Here is a 21,477-nt window from a genome sequence, read left to right as displayed (position 1 = left end):
CTCCGGGCCCGGGCGCTGTCGCGTCGGGGCCTGAGTGCTTTTCAGGGCGTGGACGCGACTGCGGGGCGCAGGAGTTGGGGCGTACCGTGGAGGGGTGGAAGAGGGTCCCGGCGGGGTCGGAGTGCCGCCTGGAGGGCCGTCCCTTTGATCCCGTAATGTGGCCTCGCGTCGCCCGGCAGGCAGCAGCCGGGCGCGGCTCTTGGGGAAGGGACTCTAGGACTTGATGGAGCGCACCGTCGTCCAGTGTGCCGATGGGCACGTGTTCAGCACCGCGTCGTTCCCGATGCAGCAGGCCGACCGGCTCGGCCCCGGCCGGCTCGTCCGATGTCCCCGCTGTGCCCGGCTCCGCAGCGCGGTGCCGGTCCAGGTGGGGAAGCGGTAGCCGGCGGCACGGACAGACCCGGGCGTGGGCGCGCGGACGGTGCGGTTGTGGCCGGTACGCGCGCCTTGCGTATCCTCGGGGCGTGCTTCTCTCAGACAAGGACATCCGGGCCGAGATCGACGCCGGGCGGGTACGGATCGATCCCTACGACCACTCCATGGTGCAGCCGTCCAGCATCGACGTACGGCTGGACCGGTACTTCCGGGTGTTCGAGAACCACCGGTACCCGCACATCGACCCCTCCATCGAGCAGGCGGATCTCACGCGTCTGGTGGAGCCGGAGGGCGACGAGCCGTTCATCCTGCACCCCGGGGAGTTCGTCCTGGCCTCCACGTACGAGGTCATCACGCTGCCCGACGACCTCGCCTCGCGGCTGGAGGGCAAGTCCTCGCTGGGGCGGCTCGGGCTCGTCACGCACTCGACCGCCGGATTCATCGACCCGGGGTTCAGCGGGCACGTCACCCTCGAGCTGTCGAACCTCGCCACGTTGCCGATCAAGCTGTGGCCGGGCATGAAGATCGGGCAGCTGTGCATGTTCCGGCTGACCTCGCCCGCCGAGTTCCCGTACGGCAGCGAGCGGTACGGGTCGCGGTACCAGGGGCAGCGCGGGCCGACCGCGTCCCGGTCCTTCCAGAACTTCCATCGGACCCAGGTGTGAGGACGGCATGAGCGACGCCCCCCGGGAGAACCTGACCTACGAGCGCTTCGGCACCGCCGTCCGCGAGTTGGCGCAGACCATCGCCGACGACGGGTACCAGCCGGACATCGTGCTGAGCATCGCCCGGGGCGGGGTCTTCGTCGCCGGCGGCCTCGCGTACGCGCTCGACTGCAAGAACCTGCACCTGGTGAACGTCGAGTTCTACACCGGCGTCGGCACCACGCTGGACATGCCGGTCATGCTGGCGCCCGTCCCGAACGCGATCGACTTCACCGACAAGAAGGTGCTGATCGCCGACGACGTCGCCGACACCGGCAAGACGCTCAAGCTCGTCCACGACTTCTGCGTCGAGCACGTCGCCGAGGTCCGCTCCGCCGTGATCTACGAGAAGTCCCACTCCCTCGTGAAGTGCGAGTACGTCTGGAAGCGCACGGACGAGTGGATCAACTTCCCGTGGAGCGTTCTGCCTCCGGTACACAAGTCGGGCGACGCGCCGAAGGACAACAAGGAAGCCCTCTGAACGGCCTTTCCGCCGGGAAGCACGCCGGGGCGGTGCTCGGTCGGGAGGCCGGCTCCCAGCAGGGCGACCGCGGCCGAGGAGATGTTCATCGGCCGCCCGGCCCTTCGGGTGGGAAAGGGCCCCTGCCGACGACCGCGGCAGGGGCCCTTTCCGTGGGCTGTGAGGGCTAGAAGGTGCCCAGTTTCACGATCGACAGCAGGGCCACCAGCTGGATGGCGCTCGCGCCCAGGGCCTTCGGCCAGGGGAGGTCGTGGGACTTGGAGACCATCAGGGTGAGCAGGGCGCCGCCCGCCACCCAGGTGGCCCAGCCGAGGATCTGGACGAACGAGGCGTCGCCGCCCGCGAACATCGCGACGACCAGGCGCGGCGCGTCCGACAGGGACATGATCAGCATGGAGAGGCCGACCGTGGGCTGCCAGGCGCCGTCGCCGCCCAGCTGGCGGGCCAGGGTGTGGGTGACGACGCCCAGGACGAAGGCCGACAGGACCATGGCGACGGCGGTGGTCAGGACGATCGGGACGGCGTTGGAGAGGGTCGCGTTGATCGCGTCCTCACGGGCGCCGTCGAAGCCGAAGACCGCGAGCAGGCCGTAGAGGAACGTCACGATCAGGGCGGGGCCCCACATCGCGTAGTCCCGCATCTGCAGGAACGTCTGCTGGGGCGAGAAGATCACGCCGCGCAGCAGGTCCTTCCAGTGCAGACGGGGGCCGATCGGGCCGGCCGGGGCCGTGCCCGCGCGGTAGGTGTCGCCCTGCGTGTACGGGTCCTCGCCGACGGAGAACGCCTGGGTGTGACCGGGGTTGTTCGCCGCGTACGGGTCGGCGGGGGCGTGCGGGTAGCCGCCGTCGCCGAAGTACTCCGGCTCACCGTGGTTCCCGGGGCCGTGTCCGCCGGGGCCGTAGGCGCCGTGCCCGCCGTGCCGGCCGCCGTGCGCCTGCGGCCAGCCGCCTCCGCCGCCCGAGCCGCCGTACGGCTGCTGCGGCGGCGGAGGGTAGCCGTACGACGGTCCCTGGGGCGTCTGCTGCGTCTGCGGGGTGCCGTTGTTCCTGCCGCCCCGTCCGATCCTGAATCCAGCCACGTCTTCGAACGTACCTGGTCCTGGCGAACGGCGTGCCCGGCCCCGGGGTCGGGGCCGGGCTTTGCTGCCGAGCTGTGACATCCCCTAGGGGGTGGCCCCGAGGGGACGTCGTGAGGGGATGCCGCGTAGGTGTCGTCAGCGGAGCATGTCCTGGCCGAGGCGCAGGTAGCCCGAGGGCAGGCCGAGCGAGCCGGGGCCGAAGCTGGTCGCGTTCGTCGTGGTCACGCCGGTGGCGGAGCCGCGCAGGCTGTAGATCGAGCCCGCCGGGTGGTTCTCGCCGTCGGCGCCCACGGACAGGTCGGCCCGGCCGTCGCCGGTCAGGTCGGACAGGCGGACGGAGGAGCCGAAGCGGTCGGCGGACTCGGCGGTGCCGGGGACGCCGGCCGTGTCCTGGGTGAACGTCTTCGCGCCGGTCGCGGTCAGGCCGGCGGCGGAGCCGCGGAGCACGGTGACGCTGCCGGCGATCTCGGCGTCGCCGATCGTCTCGTGGATGGTTCCGACGGCGAGGTCGGCGTAGCCGTCCTTGTCGATGTCGCCGAGGGAGAGCGCGTTGCCGAACCAGTCGCCTTCCTCGTCGGCGCCGGGGACGCCGGCCGTGTCCTGGGTGATCGTCGTCTGGGCGCGGGTGCTGATGCCGTTCGGGGTGCCGAGGTAGGCGCTGATGGAGCCGCCGAGGCTCTTCACGCCGTCGCCGAAGGTCGAGGTGACGATGTCGTCGTAGCCGTCGCCGTTCAGGTCGCCGGTGGCGGCGATCTCGTAGGCGCCGTTGACCAGGAGGGTCTGGCGCTTCAGGCCGGAGGAGGAGCCCAGGTAGACGAAGGTGCCGTCGGCGTAGGTCCCGTCCTGGGTGCCGCTGATGACCAGGTCGTCGGTGCCGTCTCCGTCGACGTCGCCGGCGGCGAGGCTCTGGGAGCCGTAGATGGAGCCGGTGTGCAGGTCGGTGGTGAGGGCCTCGCGGGACGCGGCGCCCGAGGCCTTCAGGAAGCCGCCCTTGTGGATCCAGACGTCCTTGCCGGTGCTGCCGACGGCGAGGTCGGCCTTGCCGTCGCCGGTGAAGTCACCCACGGTCAGGGACATGCCGTACTCGTCGTGGGCGGAGGGGGCGCCGTCGGGGACGGACTGACCGCCGGACAGGCCGTTCTTGCCGCCCCAGACGATCGTGACGGCGCCGCCGTCCACGTCCGAGCCGACGTCCTCGCCGGGGCTGGCGATCACGAGGTCGGCGTAGCCGTCCCGGTTGAGGTCGCCGGAGGCGAGGGCCTTGCCGAAGCGGTCGCCCTGCTCGGCGGTGCCGGGGACGCCCGCGGTGTTCTGCGTGACGATCGTGCGGTTCGAGGCGCTGATGCCGCTCTTGGAACCGTAGGTGACCACGACGGCGCCCGCGTCGGTCTTGCCGCCGACCGGGGTGTACGGCGCCGCCGTCGCGAGGTCGCGGTAGCCGTCGCCGTTGAAGTCGTCCGCGTACTTCGCGGGGGCCGCGGCCGCCGGGGCCGCCGTCAGCAGCGGGGCGGCGGTGAGGGCCGCGGCGACGGTGGCCGTGGCGAGCGCGAGGGAGTGGAGGCGCTTGCGCGTGCGGTGGTGCCGGAGCATGTGGGGTCTCTCCTGCCGTGTCGGGAGGGCCCGAGGGGGCCGGCCGCCGCGGACGGCGGCCGGCCCCGTCGGAGGTCCGGGTGTGGGCGGGTCAGCCGGTCAGGACGTCGCCGAAGTAGGCGAGGCCGGAGGCGCCGCCGAGCGTGGCGCTGCCGAAGGACTTGGCGCCGGTGGCGGTGATGCCGGAGGCGGTGCCGCGCAGCGTCCAGACGGAGCCGGCGCCGTCGTTCTCGCCGCGGGCGCCGACGACCAGCTCGGCGCGGCCGTCCTTGCTGGCGTCGGTGAGCAGCACGGAGTGGCCGAAGTAGTCGTAGGACTCGGCGGTGCCGGGGACGCCGCTGGTGTCCTGCGTGAACGACTTGGAACCGGTGCCGGTCAGGCCGGAGGAGGAGCCGCGCAGGACGACGACGGATCCGGCGTCCCGCTTGCCGCCGAGGTCCTCTTCGGCGACGCCGACCGCGATGTCGGTGTAGCCGTCGCCGTTGGTGTCGCCGGCGTCCAGGCTCCAGCCGAAGGCGTCGTTCTTCTCGGAGGCGCCCGGCACGTTCGCGGTGTCCTGGGTGATGCGGACCGGGGTGCGGGTGCTCAGGCCGCCGGCCGCGCCGTAGGTCACCGTGATGGCGCCGCCGAGGCCGCCGTTGGGCTCGTCGGCGGACTTCTCCATGAAGTTGCCGGTGACGATGTCGCCGTAGCCGTCCTTGTCGACGTCGCCGATGACGGACGCGTAGCCGCCCGCGACCTTGGCGCCGGGGGTGAGGCCGGTGGTGGAGCCCTTGTAGAGGACGCTGCGGGTGCGGTAGCCGCCGCTGTACTCCTCCTGGCCCATGACGAGGAGGTCGGTGCGGCCGTCGCCGGTGACGTCGCCGGAGGTGATCTGGTCGGCGTTGATGCCGGTCTGCTCGTACGTGTCGACGCCGACGAGCGCGGCGGCCTTGCCGGTGCGGGTCAGCGGGCCCTTGAAGACGTTCAGCTCCGGGGCGGCGTGGTTCACCGCGGCGAGGTCGGTGGCCCCGTCGCCGTCGAAGTCACCGGTGGCCACGGACCAGCCGAGCTCGTTGCGGTACTCGGGCAGCGGGGAGGAGACGTCGGTGCCGGACGTGACTCCGTTCGCGCCGCCCCACAGCACGGTCAGGGCGCCGAAGTCGTCGGTCGAGCCGATCCGTTCGCCGTGCACGCCGACGACGATGTCGGTGTAGCCGTCGCCGTCGAGGTCACCGGTGGTGACGCGGTCGCCGAAGTAGTCGCCGCTCTCCGGGACGCCGGGGATGCCGGCGGTGTCCTGGCTGATGATCTGGCGCTTGCCGGTGTTCGGGCCGCTGGAGCTGCCGTAGACGACGGCGACGTAACCGGCCTTGCTCTTGCCGGCGACCTTGGCGAGGGGCGCGGCGATGACGGTGTCGCGGTAGCCGTCGCCGTTGATGTCGCCGGCCAGGCCCGAGGGGGCGGCGGTGGCCGTGGTGGCCGGGAGCGCGGTCAGCAGGCCCGTGGTGAGGGCCGCCGCCAGCAGGACGCTGCGCTTGCGCAAGGTCGTGTCCCCTTTCGGGAAGGAGGGCTTCGGGAGTGCGGGGCTGGGAGCGGGGCGCGTCACTGGGCGATCACCGAGCCGAAGTAGTAGCCCTTCACGGAGACGCCGGCGGCGGTGATGCCCTGGGCGCCGCTGGTGGTCAGGCCGGTGGCGGAGCCGCGCAGGGTCCAGACGCCGCCGGTGCCGTTCTCGTCGACGCCGACGGTGAGGTCGGCCCGGCCGTCCTTGGTGACGTCGGTGAGGTCGACGGCCTGGCCGAAGCGGTCGCCGGTCTCGGCGGTGCCGGGGACGCCCGCGGTGTTCTGCGTGTAGGACTTCGAGCCGGACGTCTTCAGGCCGGACGCCGAGCCGAACAGCACGGTGACCGAGCCCGCGTCCTTCGCCTTGTCGATGTCCTCGCCGGAGGCGCCCACGACGACGTCGGCGTAGCCGTCGCCGTTGATGTCGCCGGTGCTCAGGGCGGAGCCGAAGGAGTCGCCGGTCTCGCCGGAGCCGGGGACGTTCGTCGAGTCCTGGTGGACGACGGTCGGCTGCTGGGCGGGGTCGGGGCCGTTGGGGCCGCCGTACCAGACGGTGATCTGGCCGCCCTTGTGGCCGCCGGGCTTGTCGGCGCTCGGGTCGGAGGAGTCGCCGAGGACGAGGTCGCCGTAGCCGTCGCCGTTGATGTCGGCGATGGAGCCGGTCAGGCCGTCGGCCTGGGCGAGTTCGCCGAACTTGTAGCTCGTGCCGGTCCAGCGGTAGCTGAGGACCGTCCCGCCGGGGTCGCCGTCCACCAGCATCGGGTAGACGCGTTCGGCCGCGCGGTCACCGCTCAGGTCGCCGGCGACGACGTCGTACGTCGTGCCGACCTCGCCGACGCGCTGGTGGCTGAGCGGGCCGCCGGTGCGGGTGAACGGGCCCTGGTAGAGGTGGGTGTGGTTCTGGCCGGTCAGCGTGACGTCGGCGTCGCCGTCGCCGTCGAAGTCGGCGGCCGCGGCACCCCACGAGTAGCCGCCGTACCGGGCGAGACCCGACGGCTGGGGCAGGCCCTTGCCGCCGCTCAGGCCGGACTGGGAGCCCCACAGGACGGTGCCGGAGCCGACGCTCACGTTGGTGCCGACGGTCTCTCCGGACGCGCCGACGACGAGGTCGGAGTAGCCGTCGCGGTCGAGGTCGGCGGCGGCGAGGGAGGAGCCGAAGAGGTCGCCGGACTCGGCGGTGCCGGGGACGCCGGTGGAGTTCTGGGTGATCACGGCCTTGCGGCTCGCGGACAGACCCGAGGAGGAGCCGTACAGCACGATGACGGCGCCCGCGCAGGACTGGGAGCCCACCTGGGCGCACTGGGCGGACACGGCGACGTCACGGTAGCCGTCGCCGTTGAAGTCGCCGGCGAGCTTGGAGGGCGCGGCCGAGGCGCCGGTCGCGGGGAGCGCGGTGAGCAGGCCGGTGGTGAGGGTGGCGACGAGGAGGAGGGGGCGCTTGCGCAAGGTGGGTGCTCCTGGTGGGACGGGTCGGGGGCCGGGCCCGTGGGGACGGTGGGGGACGGGCCCGGCGGGCGGCGGGACGTCCGCGACCGCGCGGGTGACGCGGTGCGGGACGTGGGGTCCGCCGCGGGGGTGGCCGCCGCCCGTCTCCGCCGGTCGGCGGGGAAGGCGGGCGGCCGGTGGCCGGGCGGGGGTCAGGCGGCGGGGAGGGCGCGTGGGCGCGGGCTTCCGGTGGCCCGGGTACGGCGTGCGGTGGCGCGCGGGACGGCCGGGCGGGCGGTGCCGCGCGGAACGGCCCGGTGGCCGGTCCGTACGGCCGCGGCGGCCGTCCCGGGGGCACGGCGTGGACCGGCGTGCCGGCGCGGGTGCGCGGGCGCGTACGCGTGGTGCATGCGGTTCTCCTGCGGCATGCGGGATGCCCGGCGGGGCATCGCAGACGGGGCTGCGACCGGCCTCGTCCAGCTGGCCTTGGCCATGGCTTTACGAAGGGTCGACTCTGAGGAGACCGTCAGCCGGGTCCAAGGGTTGTATGCGAGTTCGCCGAGTTTTCCGGGGCCCTTCGGGTGAAATTCGGGTGGATGCGGACGCGCCGGGTGAGGGGGCCGTGGCGGGACGGGAAGGTCTCGGGCGGAGCGCCCTGCCGGCGCCGTGCCGGCGAGCAGGTCAGGAGTGTCCGATGCCGAAGTTCCTCATCCAGGCCACCTACACGGCCGAGGGCACCCAGGGGCTGCTGGAGGAGGGCGCGAGCGGGCGCCGCGCGGCGGTCGAGCAGGTCGTGTCGGGGCTCGGCGGGACGGTCGAGGCGATGTACTTCGCCTTCGGCGAGTACGACATCGTCCTGATCGTCGACCTGCCCGACGCGTCCGCGATGGCCGCCGCCGGCCTCGCGGTCAAGGCGAGCGGGGCCCTGCACACCCGGGCCACTCCCCTGCTCACCCTGGACGAGGTCGACGAGGCCGCCCGCCGCCAGGTGCGCTTCCGGGCACCCGGCGCGCAGGGGCCCGCCGGAGCCTGAGCTCAGTCGCCGGACGGCTCGGCCAGCGTGTGGGCGACGAGCGCGTTGGCGTGCCCGTGCCCGAGGCCGTGCTCGGTCTTCAGCCAGCCGACCAGCTCCATGTGCCGGGTCAGCGGCGAGATCCGGATGAGGTCCTTCCAGTACGCGACCGGACGGCCGTACTTCTTCTCGATCGCGGGGAAGTAGGAGGCGGGGCCCTTCACCGGTGCGCTCATGTCGTCCCGTCCGTTCAGGTGGCTTGTCGTGTCGTCGATCCAGACCGGTGGCGGCGGCGGAAATCATCGCTCCCGGCGGAACTCCGCGAATGCGGCGGGAGTTCTCCTCGTGACGTGACGTGCGGGAGCGCGCCGACGACCGAGCCGACGGATACGAAGCCGAGGTGGCACGCATGGCGATGTGGGACCGGATCAAGGACCAGGCCAAGGGGTTGCAGCAGCAGGCCCAGGGCCGCGGCTCCGGCGGGCACGGGCGGCCGGGCTCCGGGTCCGGGGGCTCGAAGGCCCAGCTGGTGAGCACGCTGAAGAACCAGCTGACCTCGCTCAAGACGGAGTTGAAGAGCGGCGCCTACCGGGACGCGAGCATGGCCATGTGCGCGCTGGTGGCCGCCGCCGACGGGCACGTCGACCCGGCCGAGCGGCAGCATGTGGAGTCGCTGATCCTGACCAACGACGTCCTGCAGAACTTCCCGTCCGAGCAGCTGCGCCAGCGTTTCAACAAGCACGTCGACCAGCTGGCGGCCAACTTCGCGCAGGGCAGGGCGGACGCGCTCCAGGAGATCGCCAAGGCCGCGAAGAAGCCGACCGAGGCCCGTGCCGTCGTCCAGACCGGCTTCGTCGTGGCGGGCGCGGACGGCTATGTGGCCCCGGCCGAGGAGCAGGTGCTGCGGGAGGCGTGCGGGGTGCTCAACCTGTCGCCGCAGGAGTTCGGTCTCTGACGACGCCGGCGAGGTCAGTGCGGTGGTGGTCCGGGCATCGTCGTGAGGTCCGGTGCCGGTTCGGGCCAGACCAGCAGCAGCGGGCACGGGGCGTGGTCGACGACGAAGCGGCTGGCGGGGCCGAGACTGTGCGGGCCGAGCCGGGTCCGGTCGCCGTCGCGGGCCAGGACGAGCAGGTCGGCGCCGTCCGCCGCGGCGACGACCTCGCGTTCGACGCGGCCGGTGCGCTCGGTACGGGTGCAGGGCCGGCCCAGCCGTTCGGCGGCGGCGCCGAGGAGGGTCTCGGCGGAGGCGGCGGCGAGGTGCTCGACCCGGGTGCCGGGGTCGCGTTCGCGGTGTCCTCGGCCCAGCAGCCCGGCGAACGCGCCGTGCGCGGCGTCGGCCACGTCGTCCCCGGTGACGTGCAGCAGGACGATCTCGGCGTCCTCGGGCGCGTGCCGGCGCGCGGCGTCCACGCAGGCCGGCCAGGTGCCCTCGACGATCCAGACGACCACGGCCATCGGCTTCAGCCTCCTCCGATCACGGCCAGTGAGGCCCACAGTGCCACCACGGCGGCGCACAGGCTCGCGGGTACGGCGTACAGGCCGAGCCGGGTGAACTCGCCCAGCCGTACCTCGGTGTCGTGGGCGTGCACGATACGCCGCCACAGCAGGGTGGCCAGAGACCCCGCGTAGGTCAGGTTCGGCCCGATGTTCACGCCGAGCAGCACCGCGAGGACGGCGCCGGGCCCGGACCCCGCGGTCAGCGGCAGCAGCACCAGGACGGCCGGCAGGTTGTTGATGACGTTGGCGAGGACGGCGGCCAGCGCGGCGACGCCGAACAGGGCGGCCAGTCCGGTGCCGTCGGGGACGAGGCGCCCGAGGGCGGTGTCCAGCCCGTTGTCCACGACCGCGCGGACGACGATCCCGAGGGCGAGGACGAACGCGAGGAACGGCACGGACGCGGCGTTCAGCAGCGCCTTCGCGGTGGTGCGGCGCCGCAGCAGGGCGCGTACGGCGAGCACGGCCGCGCCCGCCAGGGCCGCCCAGGCCGGGTCGACGCCGACGGCGGACGTCACCACGAAACCGGCCAGCGTGCAGGCCACCGTCACCAGGGCGAACAGCGGCAGTTCGGGGGCGTCGCCGCCGGACGGGGCCTGTGCGCCCGCGTCCAGGTCGGTGGCGAAGAAGCGCCGGAAGACCGCGTACTCGACGGCGATGGCCGCCAGCCACGGCAGCGCCATCAGCGCGGCGAACCGGGTGAAGGTCAGCCCGCTCGCCGCGAACGCCAGCAGGTTGGTCAGGTTGGACACCGGCAGCAGCAGGGACGCCGTGTTGGACAGGTGGGTGCAGGCGTAGACGTGCGGTTTGGGGCGGGCGCCGAGCCGGGCGGCGGTGGCGAACACGACGGGGGTGAGCAGGACGACGGTGGCGTCCAGGCTGAGCACGGCCGTGATCGCGGACGCGGCCAGGAACACCTGGCCGAGCAGCCGGCGCGGCCGGCCCGCCGCCGTCCGCGCCATCCACGCCCCGCACGCCTGGAACAGCCCCTCGTCGTCGCAGAGCTGGGCGAGGACCAGCACGGCCGCGAGGAAGCCGATGACCGGGCCGAGGCGTTCGGCCTCGTCCAGCGCGTGGGCGGGGGAGAGAGCACCGGTGGCGACGACCAGGGCCGCGGCCGGCACGGCGGTCACCGCCTCGGGCAGTCCGAAGGGACGGACGACGGCGCCGGCCAGCACGAGCACGAGCAGGGCCACGGACAACGTCTCCGCGAGCGAGGCGTTCAGCTTCCGGTCCTTCCGGGCGGGGCGGAGGGTCCGCCGGTCGTTCTCGCCGCACGGTACTCCGCGCGGACGTCCCTCCGTCCGTCCCACCCCCTGCGGCCCGCCCGATCCCGACCGGGCGGCTCACCAGGGGGGTTCCCTATGCGCACCCGAGGACGCGTCACTCGCCCTAGGACGCGTCCCGCTCCGCCGCCTCGCGGGTGGGCACACGCCGCGGCGCCTCGCCCCGCGCCGACGGGGACGCCGTCGTCTCCGCCGTGGGCCGGGCCGCCACCTCGTCCTCCGGTGCGCGCGTCACACCGTCCTGGGACCTCTCCGTGGGCACCGAGGGGCCCGTCCGTGCCGGGGGCGACGACGGGGTGCGCCGCGGGGACGGCCCGGTGCTGGGCGTCGGCACCGGCGCGGGCACCGGGGTCGCCGGTGCCGAACGGCCGCCCGCGGGAGGCGCGAGCGGCGGAGCGGGGGTCGCCGGCGGGTCGGGGCGCTGCGAGGTGAACGGCAGGGCGGCCAGGAGCGCCACGGCACAGGTGACGCCCACCCCGGCGGCCGTACGCGCCAGGCGCCGGCGGGACGCGCGGCGGCGGATCGCCTCGTAGCGGCCGGGCGGCGGGGCCAGATGCTCGGACGGCGGGCGCAGGACGACGACCAGCGGGTCGTCGTCGGCGAGGGCGCGGCCGTCCGGGTCGTCGCCGTCAATGCGAGTGGTCAAGGCTTCTCCTCAGGTGGACGCGGAGCAGTTCGCGGGCCGCGTGCAGGTCGGCCTTGACGGTTCCTTCCTTGCGCCCGGTCAGCACGGACACCTCCCGGATCGGCATGTCAGCGTAGTAGTGGAGAAGGATGGGGATGCGCAGCCGTTCCGGCAGGGACTGCACCAGCAGCCGGACCGAGGGGTCGGCCTGTTCGAGGTGGGGCGCGACGGCGGCCTCGGTGGTCGCGCGCCGCACGGCCCGGCGTTCGCGCTCCAGTTTGCGCCAGTGGTCGCGGACCAGGTTGGCCGCGGTGACGTAGAGGAAGCCGCGCGGTTCCTCGACGCGGCTCCAGCGGGCCCAGAGCCGGGTGAAGGACTCCGACGCGATCTCGTGCGCCGTCTCGTCGTCGTCGACCAGCCGGCGGCACCAGCCGGCCAGACGGGGGTAGAGGGCGGCGAACAGCTCGGACGCCGCCTCGTCTCGGGACCGTTTCAACGCTCTCCATGGTCGGGCCGGCGACCGGGTGCGGTGGCCGGGGTGTCACGGGGGAGGATGCCGGTACGGCCGCGCGCGTTGCGCGCCCGTACCGGTCTCCGCCCCGGCGGGCCGGTTCAGGGGGACGTGGAGCTGAGCACCGCGAACACGATCACGTTGTCGCGGTACTCCTGTCCCTCCTTGGGGCCGCCGCAGGTGATCAGCCGCAACTCGGGCCGGTCGACGTCCCCGTAGACGTCGTCGGCGGGGAAGTGGGCCTTGGCGACGGTGCGGACCGAGACGACGGTGAACCGCGCGGTGCTGCCGTCCTGCCGGCGCGCCTCGATCGTGTCGCCCTGGCGCAGCCGCACGAGGTCGCGGAACACGCCGTCGCCGAACTCGCCCACATGGACATGGCCGAGGACGACCGACGGGCCGACCTCACCGGGGGTGGGCGAGTGCCGGTACCAGCCCGCGCGGTCGTGGGCGGTGATGGGCGGCACCTCGACGGTGCCGTCCTGCTCCAGCCCGAGCCGGATCAGCGGGGTGTCGACGTCGATGGCGGGGATGCGCAGCCGGACGGGGGCCGAACGCCCCAGGGCGCGTGCGGGGTTCGCGGACGCGTCGGCGGACCGGTCGCCGGTCTGCCGGGTGCCCCGCGTCCGGCGGGCGGGCGCGCTCGCGGGCTCCGAGGTCCCGCCGCCACATCCGACCAGGACCGAGGCGAGCGCGGCCGTGCCGAACGCGCGCCGGGACAGCGGCGTCATGCGCCGTGCGTCCGCCGGCGCCGGACGACGAACGTCGCCGCGCCTCCGGCGAGGAGCACCGCGGCCGCGCCGCCGCCGACCAGGCCGCCCGTGGTGGAGGAGGACGTGTCGGCCACGCCGGTGTCGGGCGCCCCGGACGGGCGGACGGCGACCTGGCCACGCTCGGCCGGCACGGGGGAGGCGGCCTCGTCGGCGGGGCCGGTCGAGGGCACCGGCGAGGCGGCCTCCTCCGCCACGCGGGTGGGCACGGGGCTGGGGGTGGAGCTGTCGGCGAGGGCCGGGGCGGCGCTCGCCAGCAGGGCGGTGCAGGTGAGGGCCAGGGCACTGAACACGGTTCGGCGCATCGGGTCGCTCTCTTTCGTCGTTCGCCCGGCCGGAACGGCGGGCGGGTGGTGACGGGTCGAGCGAAGAGACGACGCGGCCCCCTGCCGGGTTGTAAAGAGATGGCAAAGCCACGGGGGAGGGGGGTTTCCTGGAAGCCTGGAACGCTTGGAACACCTGGAACACCTGGAACACCTGGAACGCGGACCCCCGCGACCGGGCGACAGGAGGCACGGGCCGGGAATTCCCCTACCGGGCCCGCGAGTTGACCGGACACATCCGTCGACGAAGGAGGACGCCATGCCCGAGACCCCCGCCGAGCGGCCCGGCCGGGTGCGTGAACTCCGGCTGGTGGTCACGGCCGAGGACTACGACGAGGCGCTGCGCTTCTACCGGGACGTGCTCGGCCTGCCCGAACAGGCGGCGTTCTCCTCGCCGGACGGCCGGGTCACCATCCTGGACGCGGGCCGGGCCACCCTGGAGCTGACCGATCCGCGCCACGCCGAGTTCATCGACGAGGTCGAGGTGGGCCAGCGGGTCGCCGGACACGTCCGGGTCGCCTTCCAGGTGGACGACACCCCCGAGGTCACCGCCCGGCTCGCGGCGGCCGGCGCCGAGGTGCTGGCCGAGCCGGTCCGCACACCGTGGAACTCCCTGAACTCCCGCCTCGAGGCACCGGGCGCCCTGCAGCTGACGCTGTTCACGGAGCTGGGCGACACGACGGACGATGCGACGCAGGGCGATTCCTCCCAGCCGTAGCCTGTTCGTCCGTTTTGGTGATAATTGAGGCATGAGTACGGCGACGCTTGAACTGGCGGCCACGGCGAGCGAGGTCCTTCGCTGGATCGCCGCCCTGGCAGGTGGCATTTTCATCGCCGGAGCACTGGTGTGGGCGGTGCAGTTCGGCATGCGGGTCCGCGACAAGGAGTCGCCACGGCCCACCCCCGAGGAACAGACGCACCTGCCCGACACGGGTGCCGTCCGCGAGATCCGTGAGGTGCGGGAGCCCGACGAGGTGCCGCACACCACGGGCGCGACCCGTCTTCTGCCGCACGAGCTGCATGCCGCGAGCAGCAGGCGCAGCGAGGACCAGCACCGCAAGCGGTGGGATCCGGGCCACAGCGGGTCGTTCGGCAGCGGCGGCTACCGCTGACCCGGCCACCCCCGCTCCGGCCACCGCGCGGGTCAGGCGGGGTCCGGGGCGAGGGCCAGGGCCAGGATCACGAAGAAGTCCACGGCCACCATGATCACGGACCAGACCGGCGCGTACGGCAGGAAGAGGAAGTGCGCGACCATGCCGAGCGACGCCAGGAAGATGCCGGTGATCCGGGCCCACCAGGCGCCCCTGAGGATGCCGTAGCCCACGCACACGGCGAGCACGCCGAGGGCGAGCAGCACCCAGCCCCAGGTCGTCAGGCTCCCCTTGAAGACGTAGTCCCCGACCCGGGCGTACACGTCGTCGGCGGCGAGGGCGCTGATGCCCTGCAGGATGGCGAGCACCCCGTCGACCAGCATCAGCACACCGGCGAAGACGAGACCGCCGGTCAGCCAGTCGGACGAGCGGCCGGTCCCGGCCGCCGGGGCGGGCCGTGGCGTACGGGGCGCGGACAGACCGGCGGCGCTGTGGGCCGCGTCGGTGGCGTGCGCCTGCGGTGGCTGCTGCTGCTGGGTCATGGCTGCCGTACCCCACTTCTCGCGGTGTCCGCGATCGGTCGTCGAACGGGTGCTGCGGTCGGTACGACGATCCGGGCGCCCGGGGCCGCCCACCAGGGGGCACGGGCCGATCGGGTGACGGCCGGGGTGCGGGCGGACCGGCCGCGCCCTTCACTTGAGGGACCGCCGCAGCCCTCTGGAGCCGTCATGTCCTCTCCCCGCACCCCGTGGACCCGTACCGCCGTCGCGCTGACCGCCGCCGCGCTCACCGCCATGGCCCTCACCTCGTGCTCGGACGACGGCACCCCCTCCTCGGTCTCCTCGGCCGCGAGCAAGGCGGCGTCCGCGTACGCCTCGGCGACGGCGGAGGCGGGCCGCGCGCTGGACGAGATCAAGGGCGGGGTGAACGCCAAGGGCGCCGTACGGGTGGGCGGCACCACGACGGACTCCGACGGCCGCGCGGAGGCGGAGATCACGGTGGAGAACACCACCGACGCGACGAAGTCCTTCGCCGTACAGGTCGACTTCAAGGACGAGGACGGCAACCTGCTGGACGCGGCGGTGGTGACCGTGTCCGACGTGGCGGCGGGGGCCACGGGCAAGGGCACCGCCCGCAGCAACCGCGACCTCGGCGGCCAGGTGCGCGCGGAGGTGGCGCGGGCGGTGCGCTACTGAGCGGTGCCCCGTACGGCTTCCGGTACGGCCGTCAGCCGGCGACGGTGATGTCGATCTGCTCGCTGGTCGCGGACACCCCGTTCAGGGTGGCCGTGGCCTGGAGGCGGCCCGGCCCGGCGGCCAGGGCGACACCCGGAACGCACGACCAGGTGCCGTCCGGTGCGGCGGTCGCCGAGCAGACCTCCTGCTCCAGCGCGTCCACCACCGTGACCTGGGCGCCCGGGTAGGCGGTGCCCGAGGTCTCGGGCGAGCCGCCCAGCGCCACTCCTGAGTCGGGGCGGGACAGGGTGGGCGCGGGCAGGCCGACCGTCACCGCGCAGCCGCCGCGCTGGTGGACCGTGCCCTTGGCGTCCCGCAGCTCCAGGGAGCAGTCGGGGAGCCGGGTGCCCGGTTCGGCGTCCGGCGACACCGTCAGCGTGAAGGGGAAGGTACGGCCGTGCCAGGCCCCGGCGGCGGCCGTCCCCTCGAAGGCGTACGAGGCGCTGTGGCCACCGGCGGCCACCGTGCCCCGGAAGCCGGCCGCCGCGAACGGCACACCCGTCACGCGGGTGCCGGCCGGTGCCGTCAGCGTCAGCACGCTGCCCGCGCCGAGCGGCGCGCCCTCGTAGCCGCCGACCTGGACGATGCCCGCGCGGCCGGGCTCGATCGTGGCGGACGCCCACAGCTCGTGGCCCACGGGGTCGGGTGAGCCGCCGGCCGCCTGTGCCGTGCCCGGCGGGCCGGCCGCGAACAGTGCGCCGGCGGCGGCCAGCGTGGCGAGGATCGTCGTCTTGAAGGTCCTGCTCATCGTCGGGGGAGCTCCTCACATACCTCGGCGGTACCCCACCCTCGCCCGCGATTCTCGCGGCCGGCACCCCGCCCGGCCCGCGCTCGGCGGCCGGACGGGGCCGGAGGGAGGACGCCGACCACCCGTCCGGGCGCGGCGGCGTGCCCGGGTGGATGGAGGCGAGACCTCCGAACACGCCCAAGGTCGTGTCCGCAAAGTCCCGCCTGCCGAGCGGACACGCCCTAGTCGAGCCAGGCCGTCGTGTCCGGGGCGAGCCGGCCCGACTCCAGGGGGGCGCTGGTGAGCAGGACCTCCCCCGGTGGCAGGTCGACGGCCTCGGCGGAGAGGTTGGCCACGCAGCGCCAGCCGTCGGAGCGGCGGAAGTGCAGCACCCCGGCCGGGGTGTCCGGCATCCAGCGCAGGTCCTCGCCGTCCAGGAGCTTGCGGCGCAGCCGCAGGGCCCGGCGGTACAGCTCCAGGGTCGAGCCCTCCACGCCGTCCTGCGCCTCGACGGCGTACGCCGCGAAGCGCTCCGGCTGCGGCAGCCAGGCCCCGCCCGCGCCGAAGCCGTACGAGGGGCCGGTCGTCGTCCACGGCAGGGGCACCCGGCAGCCGTCGCGGCCCTTGCGCACCCGCCCGGTCTGCTCCCACACCGGGTCCTGGAGGACCTCGACGGGCAGGTCGGCGACCTCGGGGAGTCCGAGCTCCTCGCCCTGGTAGAGGTACGACGAGCCGGGCAGCGCCAGCATGAGCAGGGTGGCGGCGCGGGCGCGGCGCAGGCCCGCCTCCTCGTCGACCTCGGGGGCGTGCCCGCCGGACAGCAGCCAGGCGTTGTCGTCGGTGCCGGGCGGCAGCATCAGCCGGGAGGGGTGCCGGACGACGTCGTGGTTGGACAGCACCCAGGTGGCGGACGCGCCGGCCGAGCGGGCCGTGGCGAGGGAGTCGGTGATGATCCGGCGCAGCTCGTCGGCGTCCCAGCGGGCCTGGAGGTACTCGAAGTTGAACGCCTGGCCGAGTTCGTCCGGACGGGCGTACAGGGCGCGGCGGGCGCTCGGGTTCACCCAGGCCTCGGCGACCGCCATGCGGGGCGGGCGGTAGGAGTCGAGGATCTTGCGCCAGTCGCGGTAGATCTCGTGGACCTCGTCGCGGTCGTAGAAGGGGTGGCTGCCGGGCGGGAGGCCGGGGAGCGCGTCCTCGCGGCTCAGCTCGGGTGTGCCGAGGTCGCGCAGCGGTTCGCCGAGGTCCTTGGCTAGGGCGTGGGCGACGTCGACGCGGAAGCCGTCGACGCCCCGGTCGGACCAGAACCGCAGCGTGGTCCGGAAGTCGGCGCGGACCTCCTCGTTCCCCCAGTCGAGGTCGGGCTGCTGCGGGGTGAACAGGTGCAGGTACCACTGCCCGTCGGGCACCCGCTGCCAGGCGCTGCCGCCGAACACGGACTGCCAGTCGGTGGGCGGGAGTTCGCCGTGCGCGCCGCGTCCGTCACGGAAGACGTAGCGCTCGCGGGCGGCCGAGCCGGGTCCGGCGCGCAGGGCCTCCTGGAACCAGACGTGCTGGTGCGAGGTGTGGTTGGGGACGAGGTCGACGATGACCTTCAGGCCGAGGCGGTGGGCCTCGGCGACGAGGACGTCGAAGTCGTCCAGGGTGCCGAGGCGCGGGTCGACGTCCCGGTAGTCGGCGACGTCGTAGCCGCCGTCGGCCAGCTCGGACGGGTAGAAGGGGCTCAGCCACAGGGCGTCGGCGCCGAGGGCGGCGATGTGGCCGAGGCGCTGGGCGACGCCCTTCAGGTCCCCGAGCCCGTCGCCGTCGCCGTCGGCGAAGCTGCGCGGGTACACCTGGTAGATGACGGCCTGGCGCCACCAGTCGGGGTTGCTGGACGAGAGGTCGGGCGTGGTGGTGCGGACAGTCACGCGGTCTCCTCGTGGATGGGTACGGCGACATCACCATGACTGTCCACTTGGCCCGGAAAGCGAACACCGCGCAGAGCGGATCGAATCATTCCTCGTGTGACGAGATTGTGATGACCGTTTGAACTTCCCTTGTGTTTCCGCAGGTTGACACGAGTGATCCACCCCAAGACGATGTGCTCACGCTGTGGCGCATGTGACCAGTGGGCCCAGTGTTCTTCGACCACTCTCCACCCCACGAGGGGATACGCATGTCCATAGCGAGACGTGTCACCGGACGGCGCCTGCTGGGGGCGGGCGCCGCGTCGCTCGCCCTGTGCGCCGCCACCGTCGCCTCCGCCTCCGGCGCCTGGGCCCACGGCTCGGGCGGGGACGGCTGGAACTCCGGCGGCAGCTACCGGCCGGGCACCGGCGCCGGCACCCGGACCGCCACCGACCGCTGCGAGTTCTCGCTCGACGGCACGCACTTCACGGCCTCCGTGAAGGTCGACGACCAGAACCTGAAGGTCACCGGCGACGGCAAGGCCCACATCACCGTGCGCGCCGCCTCCGACGCCTCGACCTGCACCGCCTCGCTCGCGTCCTACCTCGCCCACGGCTCGACCTTCGCCACCTCCGGCGAGCAGGTCTTCGTCGACTTCGACACGGTCACGGTGAAGCCGGGCGCCACCGACACCCTCGACATCGCCGTCCCGGACGCCGGCTGCTTCGCGCAGATCGACCTGTACCGCGGGGCCGTGAAGTTCGACGGCCGGCACGACGCGAACGACGGCTTCGAGCACGGCGACCTGCCCAAGGGCCCGGACCGCCCGGTCATCAAGGACAAGCTGATCGCCGCCTGGAACGGCGGCACGAAGGACTGCACGGCCGAACCGCCGGCCACCGAGGAGCCCCCCGCCACCGAGCCGCCGGCCACCGAGCCCGGCACGCCCTCGGAGCCCGCGCCGTCCACCCCGGCCGAGGAGACGGCCCCGCCCGCCTCCGAGACGCCCGGTGACGAGTCGCCGGCCCCGGAGCCGTCCGGTTCGACGAGCGCGCCGGCGCCGAAGCCCCAGGGCGGCGGCGGTGACCTCGCGGAGACCGGTGGCAGCAGCGCGACCGGCCCGATCGCGCTCGGCGCCGTGGTGCTGGTCGCGGGCGGCGCGGCGTTCGTCGTCGCTTCCAAGCGGCGCCGCTCGGCCCGCTCCTGAGCGAGGACGCCGACGGGGGCCCGGGGTTCACCACCCCGGGCCCCCGTGCGCGTGGAGAAGGAGCCGACGGACGCGCAGGGGACCGACGGGCCGTCAGACGCCCGCGACCGTCTCCAGGTAGAGCTTCACGAACCGGTCCACGTCCACGTCGAGGGCCACGTCGACCAGGGACTGCTCGCGCAGCCCGGCGTGGATCTCGGACTCGCCGGGGCGGACGCGGCGGTCCACGAGGGTCTGGCCGCGGGTGGGGCCCGGCGCCAGGGAGACCTCCACCGGGAGCAGCCGGGTCGTGAGGCCCGCCGGGTCCACGACCGTGCAGACCGCGCCCGCGTCCCCGATGCCGCCCGCCTCCGGGTCGCCGTCGACGTCCGGCGCGGCGGGCCGGTGCGCGAGCAGGTTTCCGGCGAGCCGGGCTCCCGGTTCCGTGCTCTCCCGCAGCCGGCGGACGTCCGCGCCCGGCACCACGACCCGCTGGAAGACGTCCAGGCCGTACATGGTGATCGGCACCCCGGCGGTGAGCAGGATCGCCGCGGCCTCCGGGTCGTGCCACACGTTGAACTCCGCGACCGGCGTGGCGTTTCCGCAGGCCACCGCGCCGCCCATGAAGACGATCCGCTCGATGCCGTCCGTCACCTCGGGGTGGGTGCGCAGCAGCAGGGCGATGTTGGTGAGGGGCGCCGTCGGGATCAGGGTCACCGGGCGCGGGGACGCCAGGATCTCCCGCCGCAGCAGGTCCACCGCGCCGAGGTCGGCCGGGGCGCGGGTCGGGGCGGGCAGGCTCATGTCGCCCATGCCGTCGTCGCCGTGCACGTGCCGGGCCGAGCGGGACGGCTCGATCAGCGGGCGGGCGGCGCCGCGGGCGACCGGGATGTCCGGGGCGCCGGCCACCTCCAGCACGGTCAGGGTGTTGCGCACGACGCCGTCCACGTCCGTGTTGCCGGCCACGCAGGTCACCGCGCGCAGGTCCAGCCCCGGATGGCGTACCGCGAACAGCAGCGCGAGGGCGTCGTCCACGCCCGTGTCACAGTCGATGATCACCGGGATCGGCCGGCCGTCGTTCGTCACGGCGGTTCTCCTGTCTGGAGCAGTGCGGTGGCGGGCCCTACGAACCGACCTTACGGTGTCGTACAGGTGGAGTGCGTCGCCGTATGGCGTCGCCACGCGGAGGCGCGTGCGCGGCGTCATGCGGCGTCTCCGCTGTTCGGGGCGGGTGGCGTGCGCGGCGGGCCACGCGGCCGTGGTGTCACCCGGACGGCCCGGCGCGCTGGTGGGGCGGGGCCCGCGGTGGTGCCTTGGGAACACGTGCCGATCTTGAGCGCGTCCCTCACCCCAGACCAGGGAGGCCCTGCGATGCCCCGTACCCCGGCCCGTGCACTCGTCGCCCCGGCGCTCTCGGCCGCCGCCCTGCTGTCCGTCTCCGCGTGCGCGCTCGCCGGTCAGGAACAGGCCGCGCCGCCGCCCGTGAACGTCCCCGCCTCGCAGTCCCCGGCCGCCGCCCCGACGCTCACCGAGGCGCAGGCCAGGGCCGCGCTCGTCACCGAGGCCGACCTCGGGGAGTCGTGGGTGCCCACGCGGGGCTTCGCGACCTGGCGGGAGGCCATGCTGAAGGCGACCGCCGAGCCCGCGGAGTGCGGGGACCTGCTCGACGCGCTGTACGCGGACGAGGTCTTCGGCCCCGACGCCACCACGCGGGCGGCCGTCGGGCTGGACGACGAGTGGGGCGGCGCCCAGCTGCGCTACCAGGTCGTCGCCCACCGCCCGGACGCCCTGGACCAGGCGCTGCGGCGGCTCGGGGACGTGCCGGAGCGGTGCGGGTCGTTCACCGCCACCGCGGCGGGCGGGCCGCTGTCCGTGGAGGTCAGGGCGGTCGGCCTGCCGGAGATCGGGGACGCCCGGCAGGCGCTGCGGATCGTCGTCGGCGCCGTCTCCGAGTACGAGGACGCGCCGCGGCTCACGCTGGACGTGGCCGCCGTCCGGGTGGGCGACGACGCGATCGCCGTCACCAACGGCGGCCTCGGCGAGGTGCCGTCCGACGCCACGCTGGCCGCCGTCGAGCTGGGCACGAGCCGGCTGGAGGAGGTCAGGAAGCGGGGCCGGGCCGAGGTGTGAGT

Annotated in this window: 25 protein-coding genes; 9 read left to right on the top strand and 16 right to left on the bottom strand. The window is 74.1% G+C overall.

All coding sequences use genetic code 11. From position 1 onward, the window contains the following. Positions 1-464 precede the first annotated feature (464 nt). Both dcd and ACFV46_RS20700 read left to right on the top strand, forming a co-directional pair. Positions 465-1,040 carry a dCTP deaminase gene (gene dcd, locus ACFV46_RS20705; protein ID WP_055621172.1) on the top strand — a complete coding sequence of 192 codons (576 nt, stop codon included), beginning with the start codon at positions 465-467 and terminating at the stop codon, positions 1,038-1,040. 7 nt (positions 1,041-1,047) lie between these two features. Further along, positions 1,048-1,560: a phosphoribosyltransferase gene (locus tag ACFV46_RS20700; RefSeq protein WP_385499105.1), complete on the top strand. Its 513-nt coding sequence runs from the start codon at positions 1,048-1,050 to the stop codon at positions 1,558-1,560. Between the two features lie 166 nt (positions 1,561-1,726). Here ACFV46_RS20700 and ACFV46_RS20695 read toward each other — a convergent pair whose 3' ends face one another. The 5 genes from ACFV46_RS20695 to ACFV46_RS20675 all read right to left on the bottom strand — a co-directional run bounded on the left by ACFV46_RS20695 (position 1,727) and on the right by ACFV46_RS20675 (position 7,608). Beyond that, positions 1,727-2,719, bottom strand: coding sequence for a Yip1 family protein (locus ACFV46_RS20695; RefSeq protein WP_376727626.1), 993 nt, complete (start codon positions 2,717-2,719; stop codon positions 1,727-1,729). A 54-nt stretch (positions 2,720-2,773) separates the two neighbouring features. Beyond that, on the bottom strand, positions 2,774-4,228 hold the full coding sequence (locus ACFV46_RS20690; RefSeq protein ID WP_376727625.1) for an FG-GAP repeat domain-containing protein: 1,455 nt from the start codon (positions 4,226-4,228) through the stop codon (positions 2,774-2,776). A 91-nt stretch (positions 4,229-4,319) separates the two neighbouring features. Beyond that, positions 4,320-5,753: an FG-GAP and VCBS repeat-containing protein gene (locus ACFV46_RS20685; RefSeq protein WP_376727624.1), complete on the bottom strand. Its 1,434-nt coding sequence runs from the start codon at positions 5,751-5,753 to the stop codon at positions 4,320-4,322. A 59-nt stretch (positions 5,754-5,812) separates the two neighbouring features. Next, positions 5,813-7,219, bottom strand: coding sequence for a hypothetical protein (locus tag ACFV46_RS20680; protein WP_361929244.1), 1,407 nt, complete (start codon positions 7,217-7,219; stop codon positions 5,813-5,815). A 191-nt stretch (positions 7,220-7,410) separates the two neighbouring features. Then, positions 7,411-7,608, bottom strand: a complete 198-nt coding sequence (locus ACFV46_RS20675; protein ID WP_385499102.1) for a hypothetical protein — start codon at positions 7,606-7,608, stop codon at positions 7,411-7,413. A 284-nt stretch (positions 7,609-7,892) separates the two neighbouring features. Between ACFV46_RS20675 and ACFV46_RS20670 the strand changes: the two genes are divergently transcribed. After that, positions 7,893-8,231 (top strand): GYD domain-containing protein, encoded by a 339-nt coding sequence (locus tag ACFV46_RS20670; protein ID WP_376727621.1) that lies wholly within the window; start codon positions 7,893-7,895, stop codon positions 8,229-8,231. Positions 8,232-8,233: 2 nt separating this feature from the next. On the opposite strand, the gene ACFV46_RS20665 is transcribed toward ACFV46_RS20670, so the two are convergent. Next, entirely contained in the window at positions 8,234-8,446 is a 213-nt protein-coding gene (locus tag ACFV46_RS20665; RefSeq protein ID WP_385499100.1) for a DUF4287 domain-containing protein, read from the bottom strand. 173 nt (positions 8,447-8,619) lie between these two features. Between ACFV46_RS20665 and ACFV46_RS20660 the strand changes: the two genes are divergently transcribed. Then, the gene (locus tag ACFV46_RS20660; RefSeq protein WP_385499098.1) at positions 8,620-9,165 is read left to right on the top strand and encodes a tellurite resistance TerB family protein; all 546 of its coding nucleotides are present in this window, start codon (positions 8,620-8,622) and stop codon (positions 9,163-9,165) included. Positions 9,166-9,179: 14 nt separating this feature from the next. Here ACFV46_RS20660 and ACFV46_RS20655 read toward each other — a convergent pair whose 3' ends face one another. The 6 genes from ACFV46_RS20655 to ACFV46_RS20630 all read right to left on the bottom strand — a co-directional run bounded on the left by ACFV46_RS20655 (position 9,180) and on the right by ACFV46_RS20630 (position 13,201). Beyond that, positions 9,180-9,665 carry a universal stress protein gene (locus tag ACFV46_RS20655; RefSeq protein ID WP_361929256.1) on the bottom strand — a complete coding sequence of 162 codons (486 nt, stop codon included), beginning with the start codon at positions 9,663-9,665 and terminating at the stop codon, positions 9,180-9,182. 5 nt (positions 9,666-9,670) lie between these two features. Then, positions 9,671-10,930: an SLC13 family permease gene (locus tag ACFV46_RS20650; RefSeq protein ID WP_361929575.1), complete on the bottom strand. Its 1,260-nt coding sequence runs from the start codon at positions 10,928-10,930 to the stop codon at positions 9,671-9,673. A gap of 166 nt (positions 10,931-11,096) precedes the next feature. Further along, positions 11,097-11,636, bottom strand: a complete 540-nt coding sequence (locus ACFV46_RS20645) for a hypothetical protein (RefSeq protein WP_376727619.1) — start codon at positions 11,634-11,636, stop codon at positions 11,097-11,099. Beyond that, positions 11,620-12,111 carry an RNA polymerase sigma factor gene (locus ACFV46_RS20640; protein ID WP_376727618.1) on the bottom strand — a complete coding sequence of 164 codons (492 nt, stop codon included), beginning with the start codon at positions 12,109-12,111 and terminating at the stop codon, positions 11,620-11,622. Before ACFV46_RS20640 ends, ACFV46_RS20645 begins: the two co-directional genes overlap by 17 nt. Positions 12,112-12,227: 116 nt before the next feature. Beyond that, the gene (locus tag ACFV46_RS20635; RefSeq protein WP_385499096.1) at positions 12,228-12,857 is read right to left on the bottom strand and encodes a class F sortase; all 630 of its coding nucleotides are present in this window, start codon (positions 12,855-12,857) and stop codon (positions 12,228-12,230) included. Further along, positions 12,854-13,201, bottom strand: a complete 348-nt coding sequence (locus tag ACFV46_RS20630; RefSeq protein WP_376727616.1) for a sortase-dependent protein — start codon at positions 13,199-13,201, stop codon at positions 12,854-12,856. Before ACFV46_RS20630 ends, ACFV46_RS20635 begins: the two co-directional genes overlap by 4 nt. Positions 13,202-13,478: 277 nt before the next feature. Here ACFV46_RS20630 and ACFV46_RS20625 point away from each other — a divergent pair, with 277 nt between their 5' ends. Continuing rightward, the gene (locus ACFV46_RS20625; protein ID WP_385499094.1) at positions 13,479-13,937 is read left to right on the top strand and encodes a VOC family protein; all 459 of its coding nucleotides are present in this window, start codon (positions 13,479-13,481) and stop codon (positions 13,935-13,937) included. Between the two features lie 31 nt (positions 13,938-13,968). Then, positions 13,969-14,331, top strand: coding sequence for a DUF6479 family protein (locus ACFV46_RS20620; protein ID WP_361929270.1), 363 nt, complete (start codon positions 13,969-13,971; stop codon positions 14,329-14,331). A 32-nt stretch (positions 14,332-14,363) separates the two neighbouring features. Here the strand turns inward: ACFV46_RS20620 and ACFV46_RS20615 are convergent, their stop codons facing one another. Continuing rightward, entirely contained in the window at positions 14,364-14,852 is a 489-nt protein-coding gene (locus tag ACFV46_RS20615; RefSeq protein WP_361929273.1) for a hypothetical protein, read from the bottom strand. Positions 14,853-15,038: 186 nt separating this feature from the next. Between ACFV46_RS20615 and ACFV46_RS20610 the strand changes: the two genes are divergently transcribed. After that, complete coding sequence (locus tag ACFV46_RS20610; RefSeq protein ID WP_376727614.1) at positions 15,039-15,506, top strand: FxLYD domain-containing protein; 468 nt, start codon at positions 15,039-15,041, stop codon at positions 15,504-15,506. Positions 15,507-15,537: 31 nt separating this feature from the next. On the opposite strand, the gene ACFV46_RS20605 is transcribed toward ACFV46_RS20610, so the two are convergent. Together ACFV46_RS20605 and ACFV46_RS20600 are read right to left on the bottom strand one after the other, a co-directional pair. Further along, a complete protein-coding gene (locus ACFV46_RS20605; protein ID WP_361929278.1) occupies positions 15,538-16,293 on the bottom strand; it encodes a carboxypeptidase regulatory-like domain-containing protein in 756 nt (251 codons plus the stop codon). Positions 16,294-16,514: 221 nt separating this feature from the next. Then, complete coding sequence (locus ACFV46_RS20600) at positions 16,515-18,179, bottom strand: glycoside hydrolase family 13 protein (RefSeq protein WP_385499092.1); 1,665 nt, start codon at positions 18,177-18,179, stop codon at positions 16,515-16,517. A gap of 248 nt (positions 18,180-18,427) precedes the next feature. On the opposite strand from ACFV46_RS20600, the gene ACFV46_RS20595 reads away from it, so the two are divergent. After that, a complete protein-coding gene (locus ACFV46_RS20595; RefSeq protein ID WP_361929284.1) occupies positions 18,428-19,366 on the top strand; it encodes an LAETG motif-containing sortase-dependent surface protein in 939 nt (312 codons plus the stop codon). A 93-nt stretch (positions 19,367-19,459) separates the two neighbouring features. On the opposite strand, the gene ACFV46_RS20590 is transcribed toward ACFV46_RS20595, so the two are convergent. Further along, positions 19,460-20,431 carry a nucleoside hydrolase gene (locus ACFV46_RS20590; protein WP_376727612.1) on the bottom strand — a complete coding sequence of 324 codons (972 nt, stop codon included), beginning with the start codon at positions 20,429-20,431 and terminating at the stop codon, positions 19,460-19,462. Between the two features lie 285 nt (positions 20,432-20,716). Here ACFV46_RS20590 and ACFV46_RS20585 point away from each other — a divergent pair, with 285 nt between their 5' ends. Next, complete coding sequence (locus tag ACFV46_RS20585) at positions 20,717-21,475, top strand: hypothetical protein (protein WP_361929290.1); 759 nt, start codon at positions 20,717-20,719, stop codon at positions 21,473-21,475. The last annotated feature ends 2 nt before the right edge of the window (positions 21,476-21,477 follow it).

The organism is Streptomyces sp. NPDC059852, assembly GCF_042731455.1.
Lineage (GTDB): Bacteria > Actinomycetota > Actinomycetes > Streptomycetales > Streptomycetaceae > Streptomyces.
The sequence above is the reverse complement of the archived record's forward strand: the minus strand, read 5'-3'. Positions and strand labels throughout refer to the sequence as shown.